Below are 20,244 nucleotides of genomic sequence, written 5' to 3'. Positions count from 1 at the left end.
TACGGGAAACTCACCAACGGGTGAAACGGATCAGGTCACATCGGATCACGCCACGTCGGCGGAGTCGACGGTCAGCACGCCGGTCAGATGCGCGTACGCCATGTGCGCGTGCAGCCGCACCCCGGTCACCAGGGTGTCGTCGTCCGCGTAGAAGCGCGGGTTGTGGTTGGTGACCAGGCCCCGGCCGCCGGGGACCGGCACCGGTCGGCCCGCCTCGTCGAGGGTGGCGTCCTGCACGCCGAGCATCACATAGAGGCCGCCGAAGCGGTTCACGAACTCGGACACGTCGTCGTAGCCGAGGGTGCCCCCGGTCTCCACCACCCGCTCCTCGCCCACCACCCGGCGCAGCGTCGGCAGGCCCGCCGCCACCCACGCGGCCGAGTTGTGCACCGGCGGCACCGGCTGCAGGAAGTCGACGGCGGCCATCGCCCCGTACGCGGCGGCCGTGTGCTCGGCGAGCACGGCGAGCCGCCGCTGCACCTCGGCCATGTCCGACTCCACCGCGCAGCGCACGGTGCCCCACAGGGTGACCGTCTGGCCGATGATGTTGAACCGGCCGACGTCCTCCACGTGCCCGATGCTCACCGTCACCGGGTCGAACGCGGAGACCTGACGGTAGATCTGGCCGATTCCGGTGAGGATCCCGCCCGCCGCCGGCATCGGGTCGATGCCCTGCCAGGGCGTGGAGCCGTGCGTCTGGTGCCCGGTGACGACGATCCGCACCAGCGTCGACGCGGCGTACTGGTTGCCGATCCGGTAGCCCACGTACCCCTTGGGATACGGCGTGACGTGCAGGCCGAACACCATGCTCGGCACCGGGTCGGCGAACGCGCCCGCCGCCAGCATCGCCCGCGCCCCGCCGTCCTCGTCGACCGGCGGGCCCTCCTCGGCCGGCTGGAACACGAACAGGACGGTGCCGGGCAGCCGTTCGCGCACCCCGGCGAGCACGCTCGCGGCGCCCATCAGCATCGCCGTGTGGCAGTCGTGCCCGCAGGCGTGCGAGACCGGGAACGGGCCGCCCGGATAGTCCGCGTCGACCGTCTCCGACGCGAAGTCGGCGCCGCACAGGTCCTTCACGGGCAGGGCGTCGATGTCCGCGCGCAGCGCGACCGTCCGGGCCCCCGGCCGGCCGCCGCGCAGCACCCCCACCACCCCGTGGCCCGCGATCCCGGTGCGCACCTCGTCCAGGCCGAGCGACCGCAGATGGCCGGCGACCAGGGCCGCTGTCTTCTCCTCGCGGTTGGACAGCTCCGGATTGCGGTGCAGGTGGTGGCGCCAGGCGACGACCTGCCCGGCCGCCGCCTCCGCCGCCCGGTCGAGCGCGCCGCGGATCTCGTCGTGCGTCGGTTCCGTCGTCGGTTCCGTCGTGGCTTCCGCCGTCGGGTCCGTGCTCACCAGGGCCTCCGTAGGGCTCGGTTCCAGGGACGGACGTCCCGCTCGCGCCCAGCCTGGCACGCCGCGGCCGCCCTCGTGGCGAGGACGGCCGTACGGCGCACGCTCCGGGTCAGACGCCCGGGAACACCGGCGCCGCGCGCTCCAGGATCGCGGCCGTGTCCACGCCGTGCGGCAGGGTGCCGAAGGCGATGCCCCAGTCGCCGTCCAGACGCGAGGCGCAGAAGGCGTCGGCGACCGCCGGGTGCCCGTGCCGGACGAGCAGCGAGCCCTGCAGCACGAGGGCGAGGTGCTCGACCAGGCGGCGGGCACGGAACTGCAGGGCCGTCGGGTCGCCCAGGCCGGCCAGGTCCTTGCGGAGCCGGGCGACCGCCGCGTCCAGCCGCCGGTCGGCGCCGGCCGCGAGTTCCACCTCGGCGAAGAAGGCCTCCACGGCGGCGGGCTGCTTGGCCATCGCGCGCAGCACGTCGAGCGCGGCCACGTTGCCCGAGCCCTCCCAGATGGACGGCAGCGGCGACTCGCGGTAGAGCCGGGGCAGGTCGGAGTCCTCCACATAGCCGTTGCCGCCCAGGCACTCCAGCGCCTCGGCCGCGTGGACGGGGGCCCGCTTGCACACCCAGTACTTGGTGACGGCGAGCCCGAGCCGGCGCAGCTGGTCCTCCTGCGCGTCACCGGCGGCCGCCCGGTCCACCGCGCCCGCGAGCCGCAGCGCGGCGAGGGTCGCGGCCTCGGCCTCGACCGCCAGGTCGGCGAGCACATTGGTCATCAGCGGCTGCTCGACGAGCCGGGCGCCGAACGCGCTGCGGTGGGTGGCGTGGTGCACCGCCTGCACCAGACCGAGCCGCATCCCGGACGCCGAGCTGATCGCGCAGTCCAGCCGGGTCATGTTCACCATCCGGATGATGGTGGCGACCCCGCGGCCCTCCTCGCCGACGAGCCGGCCGAGCGCGCCCTCGTACTCGATCTCGCTGGAGGCGTTCGACCGGTTGCCCAGCTTGTCCTTGAGCCGCTGCAGCCGGATCGGGTTGCGCGAGCCGTCCGGAAGCACCCGCGGCACCAGGAAGCAGGACAGACCGCCGGGCGCCTGCGCGAGGGTGAGGAAGACGTCCGACATCGGCGCCGAGGTGAACCACTTGTGCCCGGTCAGCGCGTACGTCCCGGGCTCGCCGGTCGGCACCGCCCAGGTCGTGTTGGCGCGCACGTCCGAGCCGCCCTGCTTCTCGGTCATCGACATTCCGGCGATGATCCCGCGCTTCTCCGTCGGCACCCGCAGGCCGAAGTCGTACGTCGTGGAGGTCAGCAGCGGCTCGTACACGGCGGCGAGCTCCGGCTCGGCGCGCAGCGCGGGCACCGCGGCGTACGTCATGGAGACCGGGCACAGATGCCCCGCGTCGGCCTGGCCCCAGACGAACACCTTCGCGGCGCGGGCCACGTGCGCGCCGGGCCGCTCGTCGGCCCACGGCGCCGCGTGCAGGCCGTGCCGGACGGCCGTCGTCATCAGCTCGTGCCAGTACGGGTGGAACTCGACCTCGTCGATCCGGTGCCCGTAGCGGTCGTGGGTGCGCAGCACGGGGGGGTGGCGCTCGGCGAGCCGCCCCCACTCCTGGGCCCGGGCGTCACCGGCGAGCCGGCCGAGCTCGCGCACCTCGTCCTCCGCCCAGCCGGCGCCCTCGCGGCGCAGCGCCTCCAGGAGCGCCGGGTCGCCGGCGACGTCGTAACCGGTGAGCGGCGGAACTTGGTTGGTGACCTCATGCGTGGTCGGCATCGGGAACTCCCAGGGCTCGCAGGGTGAAGGTGACCAGTGCGGGGACGGTGCCGGGCCCGGGGGCCCCGCCCGTCAGGGGGCCGATCAGCGCCTCCGCGCCCGCGCCGACGAGCGCGGAGGCGGTCAGGACGGCGTCCTGGGGCGGCAGTTCGCCCGCCCGTACGCCGGCCGTGATCCGTTCGGCGAAGACGTCGCGGAACGCGCGCCGGAAGACCAGGCGTTCGGCGTCGACGGCCGGGTCGACCGGCTCGGCGAGCAGCGCGTAGGCGAGGCGCGGCGCCTTGAGGGCGCGGCGCGCGAAGGTCTCGATGACCGCCACGACCCGGTCGGCGGCCGTCCGGTGGGCGCTGAGCGCGGCGGCCTCGGTGACCGCGGCGACCTCGCGCTCCACGACGGTCCGGAACAGCTCGACGGACAGCTCGGCCTTGCTGGGGAAGTGGCGGTACACGCTGCCGGTGGCGATGCCCGCCCGCGCGGCGACGGCGGCCACGGTGCAGCCGGCGTAGCCGTGTTCGGCGAGCAGACCGAGGCCCGCCTCGACGACGGCGGTGCGCTGTGCGTCGAGACGGGCCTGGACGGCGGGCGTGCGGCGGTAGACCATGCAAGAAGTGAAGCAGTGATTCATAGCTTCAGCAAGGGTCCGCGCCGCACCTCCGCGGGAGGGGGCGAGGGATGGGCGGCCCGGCCCGGCCACGGGGTCAGCCGGTGAAGATCTCCACGAACGACCACAGGGCGAGTCCGGCCATGCAGATGCCGCCGATCCGCTGCACCGTCTTCAGCGGGACCCGCTTGGCGATGAACCGGCCGGCGATCAGGGCGAGCGCCGAGACGGTCATCAGGGCGGCGGCGGAGCCGATCGCGGTGGACCAGGTGCCGTTGGTGGCGGCGAGGTTGGCGGTGGTGATCTGGGTCAGGTCGCCCCACTCGCTGATGAACACGGCCATGAAGGCGGTCGAGTAGACCGGCCAGAAGCCGGTGACCGTCCTGCCGCCCGCCTCGTCCTCGTTGTCGTCGTCCCCGCCGCCGCGCAGCAGCATGAAGGCGCCGAAGCCGAACAGGAGGGCCGAGACCAGCTTGACGGTCCAGCCGGGCAGCAGCCCGATGAGGCTGCCGGCGCCGACGGCGATGGCCACGTGCACGATGAACGCGGACGAGGTGCCGAACCAGACGTACAGCGGACGCATCCGCGTGCCCATCGCGAGGGACGCGAACATCGTCTTGTCGGGGAGCTCGGCGAGGAAGATCAGCCCGAAGGCGGTGACGATCGCCAAGGGGTCGAGATGCATAACCGGAGAGGCTCTCTGCTCGGGACCGGGCCCGGGACCGACACGGCGCCTCGGCGGGCGACGGGAGGACCACTCGGCCCGGCATGACGAACCACGCCCACGGAATGCGGACGCGGCGTACTGCCTGGCCGAAGGTCTCGCCCGTCCGCGCTGTTCACGCGGACCCGGTCACCGGGAACCCGGGGGCTCCAGTGTGTCGACGACCGGTTCGCAGGGCTACTCCCCTTCGCTGCCCACCAGTGTATCCGACCTCGTGTTTCGGCTTCGTGGACGCTGTCGACCAGGCTGCCCGCAGGGAAGTAGACAGTGTCTACGAAGATCGGATAGACAGACCCCATGCCCGCAGACGCACCACACCACCGCCCGGAAGGCGCATCCGACGCCGCCCCCGAGGAGACCCTGCGCGACCGACTCGTCCGCACCGGCGTCGCGCTTGTCGACGCCGAGGGCGTCCAGGCGCTCACCCTCCGGGAGATCGCCCGCCGCGCCGGGGTCTCCCACGGCGCGCCCCGCCGTCACTTCCCCACCCACCTCGACCTGCTCTCCGCCATCGCCCGCGAGGGCTTCGCCGAACTGGGCGCGCGTGTGACGGCGGCGGACGACCCGGCGGGCGCGCCGCGCGCCCGCATCGAGGCGCTCGCCCGCTGCTACCTGGACTTCGTCCGGGAGCGGGGCGGGATGTACGAGCTGATGTTCCGGCACGACCTCCTGGAGAGCGGCCGGCTCGGCCTGCGCGACCTCAGCCTCCCGCTCTTCGCCCACCTCACCGACCTGGTCGCCGCCACCCGCCCGGACACCGCCGACCCGGTCGCCGCCACCGGCGCCCTGTGGGCCAACCTGCACGGCATCGCCCAGCTGTGGCGCTGGGGCAGCCTGCGCCTCGCCACCGGCGCGGAGGACCCGGCACCGCTGCTCGCCGCCGCGCTGGACGCCCACCTCGGGCGGGCGGCCGGGGCGGCTGGATCGGCCGCGTCTGCCGGACCGTCTGGATCGTCTGGACCTGCCGGACCGTCGGGACCGTCTGGATCGGCCGGATCGACCGTGTCCGCCGGACCAGCCGCGTCCGCCGGACTGTGCGGACCTGCCGGATCGGCCGCAGCCGCCGGCCCGGCTGGATCCGCCGGATCCACCGGACCGTCTGGACCGTCCGGACCGTCCGGACCGTCCGGACCGTCCGGACCGTCCGCGTCCGCCGCCCCGGCCGGGGGTGCCCGATGAGCCCGCGCCGGCCCGTCGCCCTCGCCTGCAGCGTCATAGGCGCCGGCGTCGTCGCCCTCGACGGGACGGTCCTGACGATCGCCCAGCCCGTGCTGCAGCGCGACCTCGGCGCGGACACCGGCCAGGTGCAGTGGACCAGCACCGGTTATCTGGTCGCCGTGGCGAGCCTGCTGGTCTTCGCCGGGCGGCTCGGCGACCGCTACGGGCACCGCCGGCTCTTCGTCATCGGCTGTCTCGGCTTCGCCGGCGCCTCCGCCGGCATCGCCGCCGCGCCCGGCATCGGCTGGGTCGTCGCCCTGCGCGTCCTCCAGGGCGTGGCGGGCGCGCTGCTGCAGCCCGCCACCCTCGGCATGCTGCGTGCCGTCTATCCGCCCGACCGGCTCGGCATGCCGGTCGCCGTGCGCACCAGCGTCATCGGACTCGCCGCGGCGGCCGGCCCGCTGATCGGCGGTGCGCTGGTCGACGCGTACGGCTGGCGCGCGGTGTTCCTGCTCGGCGTTCCGCCGACCCTCGCCATCGCCCTGCTCTGCCTCGCGGTGCCGTACGAGGAGGCCGCGCCGGGCCGGCGAAGCCAGGAGGCGCGCCTCAAGCGCGGCACCCCGCCCCCGGCGGCCCCGGTGGGCCCGTCCCGTCCCGTCCTCGCCGCCCTCCGCGCCCTCGACCTGCCCGGCGCCGCCCTGCTCGGCCTCGCGCTCGCCGCCCTCGTCCAGGGGCTCGTCCACGGGCCCGCCGCCGGCGCCCTGCCCGCGCTCGCCGTCGCCGCCACGGCCGGCATCGCCTTCGTCCGCCACGAGCGGCGCGTGCCGGAGCCGCTGGTGCCGCCCGGGATGCTGCGGCGGGGACCGGTCGCCGCCGGGCTCGGGGCGCTGCTCGCGGTGTCGGCCGCGCTCTCCGGGACGCTGTTCACCGCCACGTACCTCTTCCAGGACACCCTCGGCCTCGGACCGCTGCCGACCGCCCTGCGGATGGTGCCGCTCGCCCTCCTGATGATCGTCGGCGCGCCGGTCAGCGCCGTCCTCGCCAAGCGGTACGGGGCGCGGCGCACCGCCACCACCGGGGCCGGGCTCCTCGCCGCCGGGGTGCTGCTGCTCGCCCGGCCCGAGGTCACCGGCTCCGCGCTCGCCACCGGCGGCTGCGCGGCCCTGATCGGCGCCGGATTCGGGGCCGTGATGGTGACGGCCACCTCCGTGGTCGTGCACCGGGCCGCCGAGGCACACGCCGGGGTGGCCGGCGGGCTCCAGCAGACCGCGATGAACACCGGCCCCGTCCTCGGTGTCGCCCTCGCGAGCGTGCTCCTGCCGTCGGGCACCGCCCTGCCCGCGCTGGCCGCGGCCGCCGCGCTCGCCGTCCCCGCCGCCCTCGCCCTGCCGGGAGCCGCCCGGGCCGCGGGTGAGCCCGCCGGAGACGCCGGCGAGCCCGCCGGACACGCCAGCGGGGCCGCCACAACGGGCTCCGCCGCCGCCCCGAACGTACGATCATGAGATGCCCTCCGGTGGTCACCGCCTTCCCGGCACGACGGGGACGCGCACCCAGTTCAACCTCGGTCTCGCGCTGCCCTTCCTGGCCCTCGTCCTGGTCGTCGTCGCCGACCTGATCACCGCCGAGACGCAGCACTTCGACCGCCTGCTCGTGATCGGTCCGGCGCTGGCCGCCATCACGTGGAACGTACGCGGCACCCTCGTCGTCGGAATCCTCGCCATGGTGCTCCGGCTCGTCCTGGCCGTGGTCCAGGGCGATCCGGCCACCGACACCGTCTCCGCCGAGCTCGTCCTGGCCGCCGTCATCGCCGCGTCCGTCTGGGTGAGCCAGGTCCGCACCCGCTACGAGCGCGACCTGAGCGAGGTGACCGCCGTCGCCGAAGTGGTCCAGCGGGTGCTGCTGCGCCCGCTGCCCCCGCGCCTCGGCCGGGTCGAACTCCACCTCCTCTACGTCTCGGCCGCCGCCAAGGCCCGTATCGGCGGCGACTTCTACGAGGCCGTACGGGTCCCCGGCGGCGTCCGCGTCATGCTCGGCGACGTCCAGGGCAAGGGCCTCGGCGCCGTCGAGACCGCCTCCGTGCTGCTCGGCTCCTACCGCGCCTCCGTCACCGACGCGCCCGACCTGGCCGCCCTCGCCGACCGCCTCGAAACGGGCCTGCAGCAGTACGGCGCCTGGGATCCCGACTCCGACGCCGCCGAACGCTTCGCCACCGTCCTGCTCCTCGAACTCCCCGACGACAGCGACGTCGTCCGGCTTGTCAGCTGCGGCCACCCCGCCCCGCTGCTCCAGCACGCCGGGCGGGTCCGTCCGGTGGCCTTCACCGACCCGTCGCTGCCCCTCAACCTCGCCGGTCTGTACGCCTCGCGGCATGTCGTCGAGGAGGTCCCCTTCGGGCCCGGCGACCGGCTGCTGCTGTTCACCGACGGGGTGAGCGAGACCCGCGACCGGGCGGGCGAGTTCTATCCGCTGCGCGCCCGTCTCGGCGGCTGGACCGACGAGCCCGCCGACCAGGTCCTGTCGCTGCTCCACCAGGACCTCACCGACTACGGCGTGGCCGGCCTCGACGACGACGTGGCCGCGCTGCTCCTCGTACGCCCGCCGGAACCGGCCGCCGTGTCCGCGCCCACCGCACCCGAAGCCCTGCCGTAACGGGCCCGGGGCATTTCAAACGTGCGAAACCGGGCAGCCGGTGTCGCTCCTGCCCCGGTTGGGTGTCTCACGCGCCCTTCATGCGCTCTCTGGTGGATCTGTCCGCAATGGGCCAGGCTTGCTGACCGTGCGCCGGCGGCCCGTCGTCACACGGGCACCTCCCATGTCTCCGCCGCGGGCCGCCGGCGCACGTATCGCCGGACCAGACGAGAGGAACGGGTGCACGTGCCCGACGAGACCACCTTCAGCTCGTTCATCAGCGAGGCCGTCACCGAGGCCGACCTCGCCCGGGTCGCCGCGCGCGGCATGTGGGCCGCCGACGGGCGGCTCGACCCCGACGCCGCCCGCCTCGGGCAGACCCTGGCCGCCGCCCTGGAGGACGAGACCCGGGCGGAGCTCCTCCCCGACGCCCTCGCCGATCTGGTCGCCCGGGTGCGCGGCCTCGCCCTGCCGGGCTTCCCGCGCATCGAGACCCACGACGGCCTCCGGCTCTCCGCCTTCACCCTCCGGCAGACCGCCCCCGGCCCGCACCCGCTGGTCGTCATGCCCGCCGGCTGGCAGCCGCTCGGCTGGGCGCTCTTCATGTACGCGTACCTCACCCTGGCCGCCAAGGGCTACCACGTCGTCGCCTACACCCCCCGCGGCCTCGGCCTCAAGGGCCTGCCCTCCACCTCGCCCGGCTTCATCGACGTCGCCGGGCCGAACGACCGGGCCGACGGCTCGGCGGTCGTCGACCACGCCGTCGAGCACTTCGGCCCGAGCGCCATCGGATTCCTGGGCGAGTCGTACGGCTCCGGCATCAGCCAGCTGGTCGCCGCCCACGACGAGCGGGTCCAGGCCGTGGCCGCCCTCAGCACCTGGGGCAACCTCGCCACCTGCCTGTACGCCAACGGGGTGCGCCACACCGCGGCCGTCGCCGCGCTCCTGCGGCTGACCGGCGGCCGGGTCGAGGAGAAGTTCGACGAGCCGACCCGGGAGATCCTGGCGACGTTCGACGCGGGCGTGGACATGGCGGAGGTCGTCGCGTGGGGCACGGAGCGCGCGCCCTGGTCGTACCTCGCCGAGACCAACGAGAAGGGGACGCCGACCTTCATCTCGAACACCTGGCACGAGGGCCTGTTCGCGGCCAACCAGGTCCTGGAGACCTTCGACGCGCTGACCGTGCCCAAGCGGCTCAACATGTGGATCGGTGACCACGCCGTGCCCGAGGGCAGCGGGCTGATCGCCCCGCCCGCCGAGCCCGGCGACGTCAACATCCCGATGCGCGAGGCGTACGCGTGGCTCGACCACCACCTCAGGGGCGAGCGCAACGGTGTGGAGGACTGGGCCGCCGTCAGCAACCAGGTCATGTTCACCTACCGCACCGTCCCGGTGCGCGACCCCGAGACCGGACGGCCGACCGGCGAGAACGAGATCGTGGAACCGGCGCGGCGCGAGGACCGGGCCGACTGGTCCGAGGTCACGACGGGCACCGAGCTGCTCGCCCTGACGGCCGGCGGCGCGGGCGGCGCCGACGGCGGTCTCGTGCCGGGCGGGGGAGCGGAACCGCCCGTCTGGGAGCGGTCCTTCATCGCGGGCGTCGACACCGAGGCCACCGCCATGGACAAGATCATGGAGACCGGGAAGGCGGAGTGGGCCGGCAATCCCAAGGTCTACGACACCCGGAAGATCGACCGCATCCACGCGCTGGTCTGGACGACGGAGCCGCTGACCGGGGTCGGGGCCGCATCCGGGGACGGGGCCGGGGGCGCGATGGAGACCGGCGTCGCCCGCCGGGTGCGCGGGATCCCGGAGCTGAGCCTGACCGTACGCTCCACGGCCCCCGCGGCGACCCTCGTCGCCCACCTCCTCGACGTGGACGAGGAAGGCCTCGGCCGGATCGTCACCCATGAGCCGCTGAACGTACGGGATCTGACGCCGGGACAGCAGCGGCGGGTCTCCTGGCGGCTCCAGGCCGCCGCGTACGACATCCCCGAGGGCCACCGGCTGATGCTGGTGATCGACAGCAAGGACCCGCTGTACGCGGACGTGTCCGAGGAGGTCGCCGCGGTCTGGACCCAGACCACCGTCGGCGCGTCCGAGGACGCCCCGGCGGTGCTCGCGCTGCCGCTGGGCTGAGCGGCGGCGTTCGGTCACGCGGAGGGGGCCGGGCACGCGGAGGGGGCCGGGTACGCGGAGGGGGCCCGGGCGGATCGCGCGGGCCCCCTCCGGCGCTGCCGGGTCAGGCCCGTGCCGGCCCCAGACCCAGGTGCTCGCGCAGCGTCGTCCCCGTGTACGCCGTCCGGTAGGCCCCGCGCTCCTGCAGCTCGGGCACGAGCAGGTCGACGATGTCGTCCAGACCGTCCGGGACCAGCGACGGCGTGATGTTGAAGCCGTCGACCGCCCCGTGCCGCGCGAAGTGCGTGAACCGGTCCGCGAGTCCGGACGGCGTGCCCACATGGCTCCGCTGCGGACCCAGCTCGATCACCGTCTCGCGCAGCGACCAGCCGTTGGCCTCCGCCTTCGCCCGCCACTCGGCGGCCAGCGCGCGCGGATCCGCGATCCGCACCGAGCCGAACGCCCCGGTGTTCTCCACGACCACCGGGTCCTCGGCGGGCAGCGGACCGTCCGCGTCTTGGTTGGACAGATCCCGGTTCCACACCCGGCCCGCGATGGCGAGCGCGGTCGCCGGAGTCACCTGCTCCAGGCGGATCCAGCGCGCCTTCTCCTCCGCCTCCTTCTCCGTCGCGCCGATGACGATCTCGGTCCCCGGCAGGATGCGCAGTGCGTCCTCCGCCCGCCCGGCGGCCCGCAGTCGGCGCCGGATGTCCTCGGCGAAGGCCAGCGCGTCGTCGAACTCGTGACCGTGCGCGGAGAAGACGACATCCGCGTGGCGGGCCGCGAAGTCCCGGCCGTCCGGCGAGTCGCCCGCCTGGAAGATCACCGGATGCCCCTGTCGGGAGCGCGGCACGGTCGGCGCCAGGTCGACGTCGAACTGCGCGCCGGCGGCGCGCACCCGCCCGATCCCGCCCGGCACCGCCCAGGACCGGGCGTCGGCCGAGGCCGCCACGACGCCGTCGGCCCAGCCGTTCCAGATCGCGCGGGCGAGGCCGAGGAACTCCTCGGCGCGCCGGTAGCGGTCCGCGTGGTCGAGGAAGCCGCCGCGCCGGAAGTTGGCGCCGGTCCAGGCGTTGTCGGTGGTCACCACGTTCCAGCCGGCCCGGCCCCCGGACAGCAGGTCGAGGCCGGCCAGACGGCGGGCCAGGTCGCCCGGCTCGTTGAAGGTGGTGTTGGCGGTGGCGACCAGACCGATGTGCCGGGTGACGGCGGCGAGCGCGGACAACTGCACCAGCGCGTCGGGCCGCCCCGCCACGTCCAGCTCGTGGACCGCGCCGCCGGTCTCGCGCAGCCGCAGCCCGTCCCCGAGGAAGAAGGCGTCGAACAGTCCGCGCTCCGCCGTCTGCGCGACCTTGCGGAAGGACGCCGGATCGATCTGCGAGCCGCTCTCCGGGTGCGACCAGACCGTCCAGTGGTTGACGCCCTGGAAGAACACCCCGAAGTGCAGCCGGGCGTCGGGGCGGGGGACGTCGTACGGGTCGGTGGCGGTCATCGGTTCCCCTCCCGCGTGATGGTGGTGGCGAAGCGGCTCTCCGGGCGGGGGAGCCCGAGGGTGGTACGGAGGGTGGTGCCCGGCAGCGGGCGCGCGGCGACGCGCCGGACGAACAGCTCGGGCAGCACCAGCCGGGACAGCACCGACAGCTCCTCGTCGAGCACCAGCGGACGCAGCCGCACCCCGTCGACCAGACCGCTCAACTCCTCCAGGAGCTCGACCAGGCCGGCGGCCGGACCGGTGTAGCGAAGCCGCCCCGGCGGCCGCCCCGGCGCCGTGTCCCAGGACGCGTACCGCTCCAGGTCGGCGATCCGCTCGGCGGCGGTCTCGCGCGGGGTGTCGAGCGCCACCTCCAGCTCGGCGAAGGCCAGCGGCGCACCCGAGGCGGCCGCCGCCCTGCCGAGCAGCGCGGGGGAGTGGCCGTCGACCAGCGCGACGTCCACCAGCTCCGGCGGGACCAGCCCCGCCGGGGCCAGGACCACGGGCCTGCCCTGCGGCGGACGCGGCACGATCGCCGGGCCCTTCACGCTGTACGTCTCCCCGGCGAAGTCGACGTAGTGCAGCCGCCCGCCGTCCAGATAGCGGCTCGTGGCGACCGAGCGCACGACGGCGTCGTCCTCCCACGAGTCCCACAGATCACGGGCCACCGTCAGCCCGTCGACCGCCTCGCGGCGCAGCGCCGCCACGCCCTCGACCGGCGGCCGTCCCCAGGCCCGGGCCGCCTCGGGCCCCTCCTCCACACCGACCACCCAGCCCGCCCGGCCCACCGAGACATGGTCCAGCGAGGCGATCCGGGTGGACACATGGAACGGCTCGGCATACGTGGTCGCGACGACCGGCGCCACCCCGAGCACGCTCGTGCTCGCGGCGATGTACGCGGCCCGCTCCACAGACCCGATCCGGCCCGCGGGCCCGGCGGCCCCGGCCGAACCGGGCGGCAGGATGCCGTCGTCCAGCGTGACCAGGGTGAAGCCGGCGTTCTCGGCCACGGCCGCGACCCGGGCGACCCGCCGCGGGGTGAGCAGCTCACCGGGCTCGTGCGCGGCCCGGCGCCAGGCGGCCGGATGCGCACCGTCGCCGTCGATCTCGACGGCCAGATGGAGGGTGGGGTGAGACATCGAAGTCCTTCCGAAGGGCGGGGCACGGCAGGGCGGCCCGACGCCTCGGCGCCACGAGGACACGGGGGCACGAAGGTGCGGCGTGTCAGCGGACGCGCTGGGGCGGGCCGGGGATCAGCGGTGCACGGAAGGACAGATCGCGGACGCCGTACGGCAGAAGTCGACATGCCGCCGGCAGCTCAGCCGCGCCCCCACCCGCACGCCCCGACGACCACGACGCTGCGCGGCGAGCGGTGCGTACACGGGAGACCTCCACGGACCCGGAAGGGAATGCCTCAGCTTAGGCAGGCGCGATGACGGCCTGTCAAGGGAGCCCAACGGCAGGCGGCCGAGGACGTGTTGGGGGTACGGGGGGCGGGGCCGCTGGCCCCTGCCCGTACCGCAACCGCGGCCTCAGCCCCGGTACGGGGTGTTGGACTCGGCCCAGTCGGCGAGGGCGCGGGCGCATGCGGCGACCGAGTCGCGCCAGCTGCGGGCGGCGCCCTCGCCGGCCTCGTCGCTGACGTGCTTCACCAGGCGCAGCGGGACTCCGGCGAGGGCGGCGGCCGAGGCCAGGGCGTAGCCCTCCATGTCGACCAGGGCGGCGCGCAGGGCGAGGCGTTCGCGGGCCGGCTCGTCCGCGATGAAGGCGTCGCCGGTGGCGAGCACCACGTCACCGCCCGCGGGCAGGGTGATCGGCGCGCCGTAGGTCTCGCCGGTGAGGGTCGCGAGGAGCTCGCCGTCGAAGTCGTGCTGGATGACCGTGCCGACGACATGGGTGCCGGTCCAGCCGGGGCGCAGCGCGCCCGCCGTGCCGAGGTTGACGATCTCGGAGGGGCGGGTGCCGCGCCCGAGGACGGAGGCGAGCGCCGTGGCCGCGTTGACCTTGCCCATGCCGGTGAGCAGCACCGGCAGGTCGGTGTCGAGGTGCTGCGCCTCCTCCTTGACCGCGAGGACGAGCAGGGGACGGCCGGCGGTGATCTCACCCATGAGTTCCATGCAGGTCACGCTACCCGCTGTCGCCCGATCGGCTCAGACCGGAAGGAGCCGTCCGACGATCTCGGCGAGCTGCGCCGCGTTGCGGCAGGCACGCATCTCGACCAGCTCCGCGTAGGCGTGCGCCACGGAGTCGCCGGTCGACCACAGCGCCGGCTGCTCCGGGTTGAGCCAGTACACCCGGCGGGCCCGGTCCGCGATGAGCCGCAGGGCCGGGAGGTTCGGGTCGCTGCGGTTGGTGCGGGCGTCGCCGAGGACGAACACCACGCTCCGGGGGCCGAGCACGTCGACGTACCGCTCGGCGAACTCGCCGAGGGCCGTCCCGTAGTCGCTCTGCCCGTGCCAGCCGGTCAGCGTCGCCTCGGCGAGGATCCGCTCGCCGAGCCCGGCCGGGTCGGCCCGGCCCCGGGCCACCAGGTCGGTCACCTCGTCGACCCGGTTGACGAACGCGAACACCCGCACCCGGCTGAACTGGTCGTGCAGCGCCTGCACGAGCAGCATCGTGAAGTGGGCGAATCCGGCCACCGAGCCGGACACGTCGCACAGCAGCACCAGCTCGGGCCGCCCCGGGCGTCGCCGGCGCAGCACGGGCCGCACCGGCACACCGCCGGTGGACAGCGAACGGCGCAGGGTGCGCCGCAGATCGATCTCGCCGCGCGCCGCCCTGCGCCGGCGGGCGGCGAGCCGGGTGGCCAGCTTGCGGGCCAGCGGCCGCACGGTACGCCGCAGCTCGTCGAGCTGGTCGCGGCCGGCGAGCAGGAAGTCGATCCGGTCCGGGGTCGCCTCGACCGCCCGCCGGGCCACCCGGTCCCGGCCCTGCCGCAGGGCCACCCGGCGCCGTGCCTCGGTCCGCACCCGCTCCCGGAAGTCCTCGATGCGCCGCCGGATCTCGTCGTCGGCCAGCCGGTCGGAGAACTCCGGCTCGGCGTCGCCGCCGCCCCGGAGCGTCGCCCGGATCCGTGCCAGCAGCGTCTCGGGGCGCAGCCGGGACAGCGTCTGGTACGAGGACCAGCCGTCCGAGCCCGGCGTGGCACCGAAGCCGCCGAGCGCCCCCACCGCCTCGCCGGCCAGCAGGTTCAGCGCGGCGTCGTCGCCCGCGGCGAGCGCGGCGGCGAGCCGCTCGCGGAGCCCGGCCACGTCGGGACCGGAGGGCGCGCCCCGCTCCCGGGCGTCTTCCTCCCGCCCTTCGACGAGCGGGAAGTACAGGTCGAAGACCCGGTCGAACACCCGCCGCTGCCCCGCCCCGTGCAGCAGCGTCGCGGCCAGCGCCTCCCGCATCCGCTCGCGGTCGTCGAAGCCGACCGCGGCGAGCGCCTCGGCGGCGTCCACGGTCTCGCCCGTGCCGATGCCGAAGCCGTGCGCCCGCAGCGCCCGTACGAGGCCGGTGACCCGGTCGCCAGGAGTGGCGGGGGCGGCGGGGGCGGGCGGGGCGGCGGGCTCGGGGCGGGCGGTCACAGCGTGTCCAGGTCGAGCTTCGCCGCCGCCTTCCGGATGTCCTCCTGGTGCTTGAGGATCACGCCGAGGCTGCCGCGGACGACGTCCTCCGAGAGGGTGTCCGCGCCGAGCGCGAGCAGGGTACGGGCCCAGTCGACGGTCTCCGCCACGGACGGCGCCTTGCGCAGGTCCATCGCGCGCAGCGCGCCGACCACCCGTACCACCGAGGCGACCAGGGCCTCGTCGAGGCCCGGCACCTTGGCGCGGACGATCCGGCGCTCCAGGTCCGCCTCGGGGAAGTCGATGTGGAGGAAGAGACAGCGGCGGCGCAGCGCCTCGGAGAGCTCACGGCTGGCGTTGGAGGTGAGCACGACGAAGGGGCGGCGGGTGGCGGTGATGGTGCCGAGCTCGGGCACGGTCACCTGGAAGTCGCTGAGCACCTCCAGGAGCAGCCCCTCGATCTCGACGTCGGCCTTGTCGGTCTCGTCGACGAGCAGCACGGTCGGCTCGTCGGAGCGGATGGCGATGAGCAGCGGGCGGGACAGCAGGAACTCCTCGCCGAAGATGTCCGTGCGGGCGTCGTCCCAGCTCTCGTCGCGGCCCGCGGTGATCCGCAGCAGCTGCTTGGCGTGGTTCCACTCGTAGAGCGCGCGGGCCTCGTCCACGCCCTCGTAGCACTGCAGCCGGACCAGGCGCGCCCCGGTGACGGCGGCGACCGCCTTCGCCAGCTCCGTCTTGCCGACGCCGGCCGGGCCCTCGACGAGCAGGGGCTTGCCGAGCCGGTCGGCGAGGAAGACCGTGGTCGCGACGGCCGGAGAGGCCAGATAGCCGGTCGCGGCGAGGCGCTCGGCGACGTCGTCGACGGAACGGAAGTACCCGGTCGTCATTGCTGTTCCCCCGGAGTTCCCTTGGGTTACCCACCAGTAGAAGCAGCCTACCGGCCGGTATGCCGCCGGTCACGCCCCTCCGGGCGGATCGGATCGCCGGGGGTGCCGCGCGCGGCGCGGGCGGGGCGCTGATGGAATGGGGGAAGGCGAACGGGTGTGGAGGTGCGGTGTCCGGACGAGCTGGGGAGCGGCCCCCGCCGGAGGGGGAGTACGAGGCCGTCCTCGCCCGTCTCGACGCCCTGGAGCACGCCGCCACCGAGATAGGCACCCGGCTCGACGAACGGACCGTCTGCGCCGAGCTCGCCGACTTCCTGGTGCGCCGGGTGGCCGACGCCGCCGCCGTCGAGCTCCGGCCGGTGGACGCGGGCCCCTCCGGTGGGCTCCGCCCGGCGGCCCCGGACACCCCTACCCCTGTCTCCCCGCCCGGCCCCGCCGCCTCCGCCGGAAAGACCGCCCTGCTCGACCGCGCCGACCCGGACGGGGCCTCGGTACTCGCCGTACCGCTGCTCGCACCCGACGGGACGGAGCTCGGGCGGGTACGGGTGGCCAGGGCGGCCGGCGGGTTCGGCGCGCACGAGGCCGCCGTGGCCGCCCACGCCGCCCGGCTCGCCGCCGTCCACCTCGGGCACGCGCGCCGGCTCGCCGCCACCGAGGCCACCGCGCTGCACCTGCAGCGCGCCCTGGTCGCCGAACCCGGCCGCCCGCATCCCAACCTGGAGATCGCCGGCCGCTATCTGCCCGCCGGCGCCCGCACCCTGGTCGGCGGCGACTGGTTCGAGACCGTACGGCTCCACTTCGGGCGCAGTCTGCTCGTCGTCGGCGACGTCATGGGCCACGGCCTCGACGCCGCCGTGGACATGAACGCCTACCGCAGCGCCCTGCGCGAGGTCGCCGCCACCGACCTGCCGCCGCACCGGGTGCTGCGCCAGCTGGACGCCGTGGTCGCCGAGGACGCGGGCCGGCGGCCGGCCACCTGTCTGCTGATCCAGGTCGACCCGGCCCGCTCCACCGCCACCTTCGCCAGCGCCGGCCACCTCCCGCCGGTCGTCTTCGCCGCCGACGGCTCCGCCGAACTCGTCGACCTGCCGGTCGGCCCGCCGCTCGGCACCGGATTCGGCGGCTACGAACCCGCCGTCCGCACCCTCGCCCCGGCCGACACCCTGCTGTCGTTCACCGACGGCCTGGTCGAACGGCGCGGCGAGGACATTGATGTCTCCCTCGCCCGCCTCGCCGCGCTGCGCCTCCCCCCGGGCTCAGGGCCCGAGGAAGTGGTCGACGAAGTGCTGCGCCGGCTCGACGCGCACACCGCCGAGGACGACGTCGCCATGCTCGCCGCGCGCTGCCGCGAACGCCCCACGAGTTGAGGCGAGTCGACGGGTTTCACACCCTGGCCGAATTGTTTCCGTCGGACGCTTGTGTCGTCCCGTCCGGCGCGGCACGCTCCTCGTATGAACACAGCCAGGCACGCCAGTGAACGCCTGATGAGCTGGCCCTCGCTGATCGCCGACCGCGCGCCCTGCGGCGCCGAACTCGGACTCCGCACCGCCACCCAGGAGATCGTGCACTTCCACGGAGAGCACGAGGCCGACGTCCATCTCACCCGCGCCATGATCGCCCGGCTGCGCCCCGCCCTGCTCGGCTCCAGCGCGCTACGACTCCGCGCCGGATCCGGCTGGGTGACGGTCCGTCTGGACGCCGGCTCGGACATCGATCTGCTCGCCACCCTGGTGAGCGCCGCCCTCCAGGCCACCGGCGCCCCCTACCCGGCGGGCGACCCGGCTCCCGACCACTGCACCCGTACCGGCCGCCCGTTCGTCTGCTCCTGAACGGCCGAGCGGCCGAGCGGCTCAACGACTGAACGGCTCCCCGGCTCAGCCCACCGGGAACAGCATGCAGGTGCTGGTCGCGTGGGCGAGGAGCCGGTCCCGGTCGTCGTACAGACCCGCCTCGGCGAGCGCCGTGCGCCGGCCCTGGCTGATCACCGTGCCGATCGCCCGCACCTTGCCGGTGTCCAGGGTGATCGGGCGCAGGAATCGCGTCGACAGGTCCAGCGAGGTGTACGCCGTGCCCCGAGGCAGCGTGGTGTGCACCGCGCAGCCCGCGGCCGAGTCGAGCAGGGTTGCGCAGACCCCGCCGTGCACGCTCCCGATCGGGTTGTAGTGCTCCTCGCCGGGCGCGAACGAGAACACCGCCCGGCCGTGCTCGACCTCCTCGAGGGAGAAGCCGAGCAGCGCTCCGATCGGCGGACCCGGCAGCCGTCCGGCGATCATCTCGTGCAGGAAGTCCAGGCCCGCCATCGTGCCGGCGGCCTCGGCGGTGGCCGCCGCGTCGTGCCATCGCACCGTCCGTGTCCGCTCCATCACCGATGTCCCTCCGTCGGGGCCGTGTGCCCGCGTTCCCCACTACTGGCTTCGAAGATCGAAGCTAGATGCCGGGGCGGCTGACTGTCAACGGAGAAGCCAGCTGGCTAGAGTGTGACGATGGAGTGGCTGGAGATCGACACCGAGAACTGCCCGGTCCGCCGCGCGCTCGACCTGGTCGGCGAGAAGTGGTCCCTGCTCATCCTGCGCGACGCCTTCAACGGGGTGCGCCGCTACGAGGACTTCCGCCGCCACCTCGGACTCTCCGAGGCCGTCCTCGCCGACCGGCTCCGCAAACTCGTCGCCGCCGGGATCCTGCGCGTCGAGCCCTACCGCGAACCCGGCGCCCGGACCCGCTCCCAGTACCGGCTCACCGCCCGCGGCCGCGACCTGTGGCCCGTGCTGCTCGCCCTCAAGCAGTGGGGCGACACCCACGCGGCGGACCCCGACGGCACCCCCCTCGACATCCGCCACGCCGACTGCGGCTCACCCGTCCGCGTCGAGGTCGTCTGCACCGGCGAGGAGCACGCCCCGCTCACCCCCTTCGACGTGACCGTCCGCCCAGGCCCCGCCGCCCGCCCCCTCCCGCACTGAAACTCACCGGCCGACCGCGAACCCTCCCGGGCCCGCAGTGACCCTCCCCGGTCCCGCTGCACCCGTTCGGCCGCATGCCGGACGGGTTCGGCCGGCCGGCGGGGTACTCGACGAGGCATGCCCCCCACTTCCGGTGCTCCCCACGACGGTCCGCCCGCCGAGCACGGCCACTGGTTCCACCGGCTCCACGACCGGGTCCTCGCCTCACCGGCCGGACTCGTCTGGTACCGCGGCCGCGAGGTGGAACTCATGCACCGCGCCATGGGGTTCGCCGCCCTCAGCCTGCTCACCCTCGTCCCCCTGCTCATCGTGGTGGCCGCCGCCGACCTCGCCAGCGGCCAGGGCTTCGCCCGCTGGCTCATCCAGGGCCTCGGCGTCTCCGAGGTCTCCCAGGAGGAGGTCGAACAGCTCTTCGGCCAGCCCGGACAGGCCCTCCAGCGCACCACCGCCTTCGGCCTCGCCGCCCTCGCGGCCTTCGGCGTCACCTTCGGATCCGCCGTTCAGACCGGCTACGAACGCATCTGGAACCTCCCCACCGCCCGCTGGCACACCATGTGGCGCCACGTCGTCTGGCTCGCCGTCCTCGTCGCCGCGCTGCTCCTCTTCGTCGCCAACCCCGCTCCCGAGAGCTCCCCGGCCGCCGTCACCGCCCTGGTCGCCGTCGGCGACGTCGCCGGCAGCTTCCTCTTCTTCTGGTGGTCGCAGCGCTTCCTGCTCTGCGGCCGGATCCGCTGGCGCGCCCTCGTCCCCGGCGCCGTCCTCACCGCCCTCGGCCTGCTCGGCCTGCGCGTCTTCTCCCAGCTGGTGTTCTCGCCCCTCATCGCCTCGAATGCCGTCACCTACGGCCAGTTCGGCACCGTCCTCGTCCTGCAGTCCTGGCTCGTCGGCGTCGGCTTCGTCGTGTACGGAGGCGCCCTGGTCGGACGCCTCGTCCACGAGGGACTGGTCCTGCGCCGCCTCCGCCGCAGGCCCCCGACGCCGCCACCCGCCGGCTGACC

At 74.8% G+C, this 20,244-nt stretch carries 17 protein-coding genes and 1 pseudogene; 8 read left to right on the top strand and 10 right to left on the bottom strand.

The features are described 5' to 3' along the window. Positions 1-45: 45 nt before the first annotated feature. The 4 genes from KV205_RS08100 to KV205_RS08085 all read right to left on the bottom strand — a co-directional run bounded on the left by KV205_RS08100 (position 46) and on the right by KV205_RS08085 (position 4,443). Positions 46-1,395, bottom strand: a complete 1,350-nt coding sequence (locus tag KV205_RS08100; protein ID WP_265863398.1) for an amidohydrolase — start codon at positions 1,393-1,395, stop codon at positions 46-48. A 109-nt stretch (positions 1,396-1,504) separates the two neighbouring features. After that, positions 1,505-3,157 carry an acyl-CoA dehydrogenase family protein gene (locus KV205_RS08095; protein ID WP_265863397.1) on the bottom strand — a complete coding sequence of 551 codons (1,653 nt, stop codon included), beginning with the start codon at positions 3,155-3,157 and terminating at the stop codon, positions 1,505-1,507. Next, positions 3,141-3,758: a TetR/AcrR family transcriptional regulator gene (locus KV205_RS08090; RefSeq protein ID WP_265863396.1), complete on the bottom strand. Its 618-nt coding sequence runs from the start codon at positions 3,756-3,758 to the stop codon at positions 3,141-3,143. The genes KV205_RS08095 and KV205_RS08090 overlap by 17 nt, the downstream gene beginning before the upstream one ends. A gap of 97 nt (positions 3,759-3,855) precedes the next feature. Beyond that, complete coding sequence (locus tag KV205_RS08085; protein WP_265863395.1) at positions 3,856-4,443, bottom strand: TMEM165/GDT1 family protein; 588 nt, start codon at positions 4,441-4,443, stop codon at positions 3,856-3,858. A gap of 336 nt (positions 4,444-4,779) precedes the next feature. Here KV205_RS08085 and KV205_RS08080 point away from each other — a divergent pair. From KV205_RS08080 to KV205_RS08065, 4 genes and pseudogenes are all read left to right on the top strand, one after another. Next, positions 4,780-5,391: pseudogene (locus tag KV205_RS08080) on the top strand (TetR/AcrR family transcriptional regulator); the annotation flags it as partial. 266 nt (positions 5,392-5,657) lie between these two features. Next, positions 5,658-7,142, top strand: coding sequence for an MFS transporter (locus KV205_RS08075; RefSeq protein ID WP_265863393.1), 1,485 nt, complete (start codon positions 5,658-5,660; stop codon positions 7,140-7,142). Position 7,143: 1 nt separating this feature from the next. Next, positions 7,144-8,289, top strand: coding sequence for a PP2C family protein-serine/threonine phosphatase (locus KV205_RS08070; protein ID WP_265863391.1), 1,146 nt, complete (start codon positions 7,144-7,146; stop codon positions 8,287-8,289). A 225-nt stretch (positions 8,290-8,514) separates the two neighbouring features. Continuing rightward, a complete protein-coding gene (locus tag KV205_RS08065) occupies positions 8,515-10,407 on the top strand; it encodes a CocE/NonD family hydrolase (protein ID WP_265863390.1) in 1,893 nt (630 codons plus the stop codon). 103 nt (positions 10,408-10,510) lie between these two features. On the opposite strand, the gene KV205_RS08060 is transcribed toward KV205_RS08065, so the two are convergent. The 5 genes from KV205_RS08060 to KV205_RS08040 form a co-directional block, all read right to left on the bottom strand. Then, entirely contained in the window at positions 10,511-11,878 is a 1,368-nt protein-coding gene (locus tag KV205_RS08060) for an NtaA/DmoA family FMN-dependent monooxygenase (RefSeq protein WP_265863389.1), read from the bottom strand. Beyond that, positions 11,875-12,996 carry an LLM class flavin-dependent oxidoreductase gene (locus KV205_RS08055; RefSeq protein WP_265863387.1) on the bottom strand — a complete coding sequence of 374 codons (1,122 nt, stop codon included), beginning with the start codon at positions 12,994-12,996 and terminating at the stop codon, positions 11,875-11,877. The genes KV205_RS08060 and KV205_RS08055 overlap by 4 nt, the downstream gene beginning before the upstream one ends. Before the next feature lie 393 nt (positions 12,997-13,389). After that, positions 13,390-13,974 (bottom strand): nucleosidase, encoded by a 585-nt coding sequence (locus tag KV205_RS08050; protein ID WP_265863385.1) that lies wholly within the window; start codon positions 13,972-13,974, stop codon positions 13,390-13,392. Between the two features lie 33 nt (positions 13,975-14,007). Beyond that, entirely contained in the window at positions 14,008-15,426 is a 1,419-nt protein-coding gene (locus KV205_RS08045) for a VWA domain-containing protein (protein ID WP_265863383.1), read from the bottom strand. After that, a complete protein-coding gene (locus KV205_RS08040) occupies positions 15,423-16,292 on the bottom strand; it encodes a MoxR family ATPase (protein ID WP_265863381.1) in 870 nt (289 codons plus the stop codon). Before KV205_RS08040 ends, KV205_RS08045 begins: the two co-directional genes overlap by 4 nt. A gap of 167 nt (positions 16,293-16,459) precedes the next feature. Between KV205_RS08040 and KV205_RS08035 the strand changes: the two genes are divergently transcribed. Together KV205_RS08035 and KV205_RS08030 are read left to right on the top strand one after the other, a co-directional pair. Next, entirely contained in the window at positions 16,460-17,656 is a 1,197-nt protein-coding gene (locus KV205_RS08035) for a PP2C family protein-serine/threonine phosphatase (protein ID WP_265863380.1), read from the top strand. Positions 17,657-17,740: 84 nt separating this feature from the next. After that, positions 17,741-18,118: a luciferase family protein gene (locus KV205_RS08030; RefSeq protein WP_265863378.1), complete on the top strand. Its 378-nt coding sequence runs from the start codon at positions 17,741-17,743 to the stop codon at positions 18,116-18,118. A 45-nt stretch (positions 18,119-18,163) separates the two neighbouring features. Here the strand turns inward: KV205_RS08030 and KV205_RS08025 are convergent, their stop codons facing one another. Then, positions 18,164-18,652: a PaaI family thioesterase gene (locus KV205_RS08025; RefSeq protein WP_265863377.1), complete on the bottom strand. Its 489-nt coding sequence runs from the start codon at positions 18,650-18,652 to the stop codon at positions 18,164-18,166. Positions 18,653-18,772: 120 nt separating this feature from the next. Here KV205_RS08025 and KV205_RS08020 point away from each other — a divergent pair, with 120 nt between their 5' ends. Beyond that, positions 18,773-19,246, top strand: coding sequence for a helix-turn-helix domain-containing protein (locus tag KV205_RS08020; RefSeq protein WP_265863376.1), 474 nt, complete (start codon positions 18,773-18,775; stop codon positions 19,244-19,246). A 117-nt stretch (positions 19,247-19,363) separates the two neighbouring features. Further along, entirely contained in the window at positions 19,364-20,242 is an 879-nt protein-coding gene (locus tag KV205_RS08015) for a YhjD/YihY/BrkB family envelope integrity protein (protein ID WP_265863374.1), read from the top strand. The last annotated feature ends 2 nt before the right edge of the window (positions 20,243-20,244 follow it).

The organism is Streptomyces sp. SKN60, from assembly GCF_026236535.1.
GTDB lineage: Bacteria > Actinomycetota > Actinomycetes > Streptomycetales > Streptomycetaceae > Streptomyces.
This window is presented reverse-complemented; position numbering and strand designations above follow the sequence as displayed.

Coding starts and splice junctions, on each gene's coding strand:
- KV205_RS08095 (WP_265863397.1), bottom strand. CDS start 3,157: ATGCCGACCACGCATGAGGTCACCAACCAAGTTCCGCCGCTCACCGGT.
- KV205_RS08090 (WP_265863396.1), bottom strand. CDS start 3,758: ATGGTCTACCGCCGCACGCCCGCCGTCCAGGCCCGTCTCGACGCACAG.
- KV205_RS08085 (WP_265863395.1), bottom strand. CDS start 4,443: ATGCATCTCGACCCCTTGGCGATCGTCACCGCCTTCGGGCTGATCTTC.
- KV205_RS08075 (WP_265863393.1), top strand. CDS start 5,658: ATGAGCCCGCGCCGGCCCGTCGCCCTCGCCTGCAGCGTCATAGGCGCC.
- KV205_RS08070 (WP_265863391.1), top strand. CDS start 7,144: ATGCCCTCCGGTGGTCACCGCCTTCCCGGCACGACGGGGACGCGCACC.
- KV205_RS08060 (WP_265863389.1), bottom strand. CDS start 11,878: ATGACCGCCACCGACCCGTACGACGTCCCCCGCCCCGACGCCCGGCTG.
- KV205_RS08055 (WP_265863387.1), bottom strand. CDS start 12,996: ATGTCTCACCCCACCCTCCATCTGGCCGTCGAGATCGACGGCGACGGT.
- KV205_RS08050 (WP_265863385.1), bottom strand. CDS start 13,974: ATGGAACTCATGGGTGAGATCACCGCCGGCCGTCCCCTGCTCGTCCTC.
- KV205_RS08040 (WP_265863381.1), bottom strand. CDS start 16,292: ATGACGACCGGGTACTTCCGTTCCGTCGACGACGTCGCCGAGCGCCTC.
- KV205_RS08030 (WP_265863378.1), top strand. CDS start 17,741: ATGAACACAGCCAGGCACGCCAGTGAACGCCTGATGAGCTGGCCCTCG.
- KV205_RS08025 (WP_265863377.1), bottom strand. CDS start 18,652: ATGGAGCGGACACGGACGGTGCGATGGCACGACGCGGCGGCCACCGCC.
- KV205_RS08020 (WP_265863376.1), top strand. CDS start 18,773: ATGGAGTGGCTGGAGATCGACACCGAGAACTGCCCGGTCCGCCGCGCG.
- KV205_RS08015 (WP_265863374.1), top strand. CDS start 19,364: ATGCCCCCCACTTCCGGTGCTCCCCACGACGGTCCGCCCGCCGAGCAC.